Raw genomic sequence first — 2,145 nt, forward strand, 5'->3', positions numbered from 1 at the left:
CAACCTCTTTTAATTTACGGATAATAAAATCCGGATCCCCATTTCTCTGGACCTGATCTTTTTGCAGATTGGTGATCAGCATGTTTTCGGCCGGCAATTGGGCATAAATCAAGGGCAGATAGCGCTCATCGGTTTCAAAAATATAATAGTCCGCCTTGAGTTTCCCCGACAAACTGGCTTCTTTGGCCAAAATCGTGGCAATTCCGCCCAATAAATTGGCGCCCTCCAGATTCGAGACAATCTTTTTTCCATTTTCTTTTAAAATATGGGTAACCAGGTTAGTTGTCGAGGATTTCCCGTTGGTTCCGGTAATGAAAATAACCTTCGAGTAATCAATGTTTTTAAAATGTTTTACAAAATCAGGGTCGATTGTCAAGGCTTTTTCGCCTGGCAGGTTGGTTCCCCGATCCTTACTGACAAGATTAATGGCAATCCCCATTAATTTTGCAAACCATAATGCAAGATAAAATTTCATTATTAATAACCTTTCTTTATTATTGTAGTTACCATTGCGATCGTACTGCGAGCTTTACAGCTCTTTATTCTTTAACTTTTCCCGGACCACGGTGATCATGCTTTTCCGTTTATTATGTTCTGCCTGATCCGTCGAATTATCCTGATTTCCACTTTCCAGGCTCTGATTCCAGCTCATCTGCGCCGCCCCAGCAACTACCGCTCCGACAAAGCAGGCAGTACTGAACATGCTGGCTAAACCGATCACCATCGCCACCAGTTCGCCGTAGATCATGCCATTAACGCGAACCGGGTGAATATCCCCATAACCAATGGTAGCAAAAGAGATCACCATATAATAGAGCATATCAAAGGCGTCCAGAGCGCGGTCTGAATTGCCCGCATAAAAATCAGGACTAATCTTAAAACAATTATAGACCATCAGATAGAGGATACTCATCTCACTAACAACCAGCACCAGCATACCTTTTAAGATACTGGCAGTTTCGTGATACTTTCGCCTTTTTGAAACCGAACTGCGAATGATACTGGGATTGGCAATGGCCCGGATCATCACCGAAAAACAGAGAATCAAGGCAAAGGAAAGACCGACCAAACCCAGTGGCAGGCTCGGCGGCGAAATAAAATTCGCAAACAGGACAAAGTAATGACCCAGCACTAGATAAAAGATCAGATCCACAAAACGTGAGACAACAATATCCTGAAACTGGTCAATCTTCATAAAAAGATGCTGAACCAGAAATACGATGATTATAAAAACGGCAAAGCTACCCAAAATTCCAATTAATTCACTGACTAAGATCCGATGATGGCTGGACACTACCACCAGCGAAATAAGCAGTAACACGCCGGTCACCATTAGAATCCCCTGATACTCATAATTGACAATCAATTTTACCAGAAAACGGCGGAACGGTTTAATCTTTTTTGTTTGATTCAGCTTTACTTCTTCAACAATGCGTTCTTTATTATAAAATAAAAATAGCTCAAACAAAAAAAGCAGCAGGATAAACAGATCATAAATCATGATAATAGCATTTCCATTGGCCAGGGTTTCGTATTTAGGGAATTCATTGACAAACGGATTCATAACAAAACTCCTTTATTGATCGCAGGATTCACTGCTCTGAATCAACTTTATTTTTTGCCGCTTTGACATTTTTTTAATAATAGCTTCCCGGCTAAGGGCTTCGGACCGGGTATTGAGAACTTCCCAATAAACCAGAGTAACCGGAAGCCGGCCTCGGGTATATTTTGCCCCGGTTCCCGAATTATGAACCTCAATCCGAGCTTCGACGTTGGTAGTCCATCCGGTATAAAGGGTATTATCACTACATTTTACGATATATACGTAAGCCTTGTCTATCATTTGTTTATCTTTCTTTCAGTTTCAATGAAAACACCAGGGTCGAATCAATCAGATTAACCGATCGATTGGCTTATTAACCAGATCCTCAACTGACATGGTCCTGTATGAAAAAAAGATCCCTAAAAGGGATCTTCATTGTTTTTTTTAGAACTTCCTAGAAATTGCTGTTTCTTGGTCTTCTAGTTTGTTTTCTTTTTGTTCGACATTCACGACATCTTTTTGGTTCATTGTCAAAACCTTTTTCCTGGTAGAATTCTTGTTCACCTACTGTAAATACAAATTCTTCGCCACAATCTTGACAA

General features: G+C 40.6%; 4 protein-coding genes. All 4 read right to left on the reverse strand.

All coding sequences use genetic code 11. From position 1 onward, the window contains the following. Positions 1-475, reverse strand: a 475-nt coding sequence (locus tag ACEW8F_RS12910) for a Mur ligase family protein (RefSeq protein ID WP_373483883.1), incomplete at its 3' end; no start/stop codon positions are given. A gap of 54 nt (positions 476-529) precedes the next feature. After that, positions 530-1,564, reverse strand: coding sequence for a potassium channel family protein (locus tag ACEW8F_RS12915; RefSeq protein WP_373483884.1), 1,035 nt, complete (start codon positions 1,562-1,564; stop codon positions 530-532). A 12-nt stretch (positions 1,565-1,576) separates the two neighbouring features. Continuing rightward, positions 1,577-1,843, reverse strand: a complete 267-nt coding sequence (locus ACEW8F_RS12920) for a GIY-YIG nuclease family protein (protein ID WP_373483885.1) — start codon at positions 1,841-1,843, stop codon at positions 1,577-1,579. Positions 1,844-1,997: 154 nt separating this feature from the next. Continuing rightward, on the reverse strand, positions 1,998-2,145 hold a 148-nt coding region (locus ACEW8F_RS12925; RefSeq protein ID WP_373483886.1), incomplete at its 5' end, for a zinc-ribbon domain-containing protein.

It is taken from the genome of Acetobacterium sp., from assembly GCF_041752335.1.
GTDB lineage: Bacteria > Bacillota > Clostridia > Eubacteriales > Eubacteriaceae > Acetobacterium.